The organism is Psittacicella hinzii (genome assembly GCF_003585935.1).
In the GTDB taxonomy this organism is placed as follows: Bacteria; Pseudomonadota; Gammaproteobacteria; order Enterobacterales; family Psittacicellaceae; genus Psittacicella; species Psittacicella hinzii.
In genome coordinates this window covers 1-3,636 of the sequence record NZ_NRJG01000181.1, presented here as the reverse complement: position 1 = coordinate 3,636, position 3,636 = coordinate 1, and the positions used below count along the sequence as shown (strand labels likewise).

Here is a 3,636-nt window from a genome sequence, read left to right as displayed (position 1 = left end):
GGCCAAAGGGATCGGATTGTAAATCCGCTGACTCAGTCTTCGAAGGTTCGAATCCTTCCCTCTCCACCATCTTATTTCGCAGGCATCGTATAATGGCTATTACCTCAGCCTTCCAAGCTGATGATGCGGGTTCGATTCCCGCTGCCTGCTCCAATTTATACTTAAATTTTTAAGTGTTGATATAGCTCAGGTGGTAGAGCGCACCCTTGGTAAGGGTGAGGTCGCGGGTTCAATTCCCGCTATCAGCACCACTTGTTCTTTTCATGCCGTCTTAGCTCAGTAGGTAGAGCAACTGACTTGTAATCAGTAGGTCATCAGTTCGATTCCGATAGACGGCACCATTTTATTCTTCTTGGAGAGGTTCCCGAGTGGCCAAAGGGATCGGATTGTAAATCCGCTGACTCAGTCTTCGAAGGTTCGAATCCTTCCCTCTCCACCATCGTTTTATGCCGTCTTAGCTCAGTAGGTAGAGCAACTGACTTGTAATCAGTAGGTCATCAGTTCGATTCCGATAGACGGCACCATTCTTCTTTTAGATTGTTGCTGTTATTAACAGAATAATTTAAATTACAATTTATGCCGTCTTAGCTCAGTAGGTAGAGCAACTGACTTGTAATCAGTAGGTCATCAGTTCGATTCCGATAGACGGCACCATTATAAAAAGAAACCTAACCGCATTGCGGTTAGGCTTTTTTTATGCTTATATTTGGTACTATGTGCGTTTGCAGATTATTATGCTGATCAATTAAATACAAATAACCGTTTTCGTCTACATGGGAAAAGGTTTGTAGGTTATTGATATCATTATTTACAATGAGTTTATCACCAGAAGAAAAGTAATTGAATGCTTGGTAATAATCTTTTGCAAAACTCTGTTGCACAAGCAAATAGTTAACAATTGCTATATTAATGCTATCTACCAAACTGGTATTTAAGCTAAAGTATTTAACTAGAGGTAATTTTTGGGTAACCTGTTCATTATGTAAAGCAGTAACAGGTTGGTCAATATATTGTAGTTGATATTTATTTTTTGCCAATAGGTTAACACCATAACCAATAATATAGTGCTGCTTAGCTTTAGTAATTAAAATGCCAGATAATTTTTTATTATTGAAATAAATATCATTAGGCCACTTAATATGGAGTTGTGGTTTTTCGCTTAAGCAAGTATTTGCGTTGCTCTTTGCGTTGTTATTTGTGTCTTCGAATAAACTATGTTCTTGAGTCAAATAATTATAAATAGTATGGTGAATAGCATTTGCTGTTTGCAGTGATATTACTTTAGCTACATCTTTAGAGACAAAACTATCTGGTATGACAATAGTATTAGTAATATCTGCATACATGCTAGATAACCATTTTTTATTACTACGACCAGCTCCAGCTGTTTGACAAAAAGTATTTAGATTAATAATTAACTTCTCATTATTTTGCCATTTATTTAGTAATTGTTCAGCTAGTTTATTAGTTGAATCTATACTAAAGAGGAATAGAGATAGTAAGTAAGATTCTGTCTGTTCTAACAGATAGCAATTTACTTTAGCCTTATTCTTGCTATATTCTTGAATAGTTGTGTTATCAAGTATTAGTTTAGTTGGATATAATTTATTATCTGTAAAAATATATGGTTGCGCCAGATTAAAAATCTCACGATCTAAATGTAAATTGTAAAAGTTATATACTGTTGCAGCTTCCGTACTAGATGATTGTGTGTATAGGTTAATATTATTTATAGCGTCGGCTAAATATTGTTCATTTACATCTATATACACAAGTGATTTCGCATACTCTTTGAATAGCTGTAGATTAGTTTCAAAATATTGCACAAAATTAGCAACATCATTCTTTAGATCAATATACTTAGCAAAAATCTTATCACTTGCTAGATGTTCTACTAGTTGTAATATAGAAGTGCGATCATTAGATGTTTCTAGTAAAGTTTGTTGAAGAGCTTGTTCAGCATTGTCAAAGCTTTGACTGGATAATGCTTTTTGTGTGAGGTTGAGATAAATACTATTCATGAAATAACAATCAAGAATAGGGATAATTTTTTCTATACTATTCGTATTCATTTGGGTATAGTTTCTTATACTGGATAGACTTTCTATAATTTTAGTTTTATTAATTGAATGATTCATAAAATGCATATATTAAAAAAGCTTTAGTGAAATTGTCACTAAAGCCTTTTTTTAATGCCAGAGGGTTTTTAAATATTCAGTAGCATTTACTTCACCATCTTTAGCAATAAAGCGTATTTCTGGTTGTAATAAGATATTAAATTTAGAAAATACTTGTTGCTGTACATGTGCGGCAAGTTTGGCAATTGCACTACCAGTAGCTAATCCGGTATTAGTTAACACTAAAGCATGTTGTGGTGATACTTGAGCATGATCAAGATTAAACCCTTTTAAACCTGTATGTTCAATTAACCAACCAGCACTTAGTTTAACCTTTTGTTGATCTACTGGGTAACTAGGAACTTTTTCGTAAGTTTGCATTAATTGCTCTAGAACCTGTTTATCAACAATCGGATTAATAAAGAAGCTGCCTGCATTACCTTTTTCATTATAGTCAGGTAGTTTGCGTTTGCGTTCTTGTACTACAATCTCTTGTACTTGTTTAGCCGTAACTGTATTAGGATCAAGTTGATTTAATGGACTATAAGTTAATACAGGTTGATATTTTTTAGGTAAACGTAGTTGTACAGTTAATACAGCATAGCTTTTGCTATATTTTTCTTTAAGAATTGAATGACGATAAGCAAATTCTAATTGTTGATGATGTAAAATTTCTTTTATTCCTGTTTCAAGATTTAAAAGCACTACATGATCAACAAATCTTTCAAACTCAACTCCATAAGCACCGATATTACCAATGGCTGCCGTACCAATAGAACTTGGTATTAAAGACAGATTTTCTAAGCCATAGATTTTGAAACGATGACAATATGCAATTAGCTCATCGATTGTTACACCCGAGTTAACTTTAAGGATATAGCTATCTGGAGTAACACTAACATTTATACCAGTATATTTGTTAATAAGGATTTCACCATGATAATCCTCAACAAATAGGACGTTGCTTCCTTGTCCTAGGATAATTAGATCTTGATTATTTTCTTTTGCTCTATGATAAGCAGTGTAGAATTCATGTGGCCAGCGTGCGGTAGATATTTCTTGAGCATGTACTGGAATGCGGAAAGTTGTTAAAAACTTATTATCTGCTGAATGTTGTATCATTGTTAAGGTGTTAATTTCAATCGCAAAATTCTTTTAAACTAAGATTATACGCCTTTTTATTAATAAATGTTAGTAATTCTTATTTAGTTGCACTAAATAATGTAAAACTTGTTAGTTCAATGCTATAATAGGTAATTGCAGTATTTTGATGAGGCTATTTTAATTTTAGTCTGTTTGCCAAAATTTAATTTTGATACTTTTACTAAAATAATAGCTATTTATTTTTAATAAGAGTTGAAAACTGCCGTATTTTTATATACAATTTAGAGAGTAGCAGATAAAATTTCGACTTTAGGTCGTTGCTACTTGTAAATACAGATTTCAAAACTTTAATGAAGATAGAGTATATCTTCTGTGTACATGGTGTTTAGGTTTAACTTAAACCTATAACTAATAG

At 32.8% G+C, this 3,636-nt stretch carries 2 protein-coding genes and 6 tRNA genes; 6 read left to right on the top strand and 2 right to left on the bottom strand.

The features are described 5' to 3' along the window. Positions 1–78: 78 nt before the first annotated feature. From CKF58_RS07880 to CKF58_RS07855, 6 genes are all read left to right on the top strand, one after another. A tRNA-Gly gene (locus CKF58_RS07880) sits at positions 79–153 on the top strand. Between the two features lie 22 nt (positions 154–175). Continuing rightward, positions 176–251, top strand: a tRNA-Thr gene (locus tag CKF58_RS07875). Between the two features lie 14 nt (positions 252–265). Further along, positions 266–341 (top strand) — tRNA-Thr (locus CKF58_RS07870). 13 nt (positions 342–354) lie between these two features. Continuing rightward, positions 355–439: transfer RNA gene (locus CKF58_RS07865), tRNA-Tyr, on the top strand. 9 nt (positions 440–448) lie between these two features. Beyond that, a tRNA-Thr gene (locus CKF58_RS07860) sits at positions 449–524 on the top strand. A gap of 54 nt (positions 525–578) precedes the next feature. Further along, positions 579–654 (top strand) — tRNA-Thr (locus CKF58_RS07855). A gap of 29 nt (positions 655–683) precedes the next feature. Here CKF58_RS07855 and CKF58_RS07850 read toward each other — a convergent pair. After that, positions 684–2,021 carry a biotin--[acetyl-CoA-carboxylase] ligase gene (locus tag CKF58_RS07850; RefSeq protein ID WP_222987772.1) on the bottom strand — a complete coding sequence of 446 codons (1,338 nt, stop codon included), beginning with the start codon at positions 2,019–2,021 and terminating at the stop codon, positions 684–686. Between the two features lie 168 nt (positions 2,022–2,189). Next, positions 2,190–3,239 carry a UDP-N-acetylmuramate dehydrogenase gene (gene murB / locus CKF58_RS07845; RefSeq protein ID WP_119532664.1) on the bottom strand — a complete coding sequence of 350 codons (1,050 nt, stop codon included), beginning with the start codon at positions 3,237–3,239 and terminating at the stop codon, positions 2,190–2,192. Positions 3,240–3,636: the final 397 nt, after the last annotated feature.

Bases quoted from the DNA above. Each gene is read 5' to 3' on its own strand.
- CKF58_RS07850 (WP_222987772.1), bottom strand. From the start codon at position 2,021: ATGAATAGTATTTATCTCAACCTCACACAAAAAGCATTATCCAGTCAA.
- murB (WP_119532664.1), bottom strand. From the start codon at position 3,239: ATGATACAACATTCAGCAGATAATAAGTTTTTAACAACTTTCCGCATT.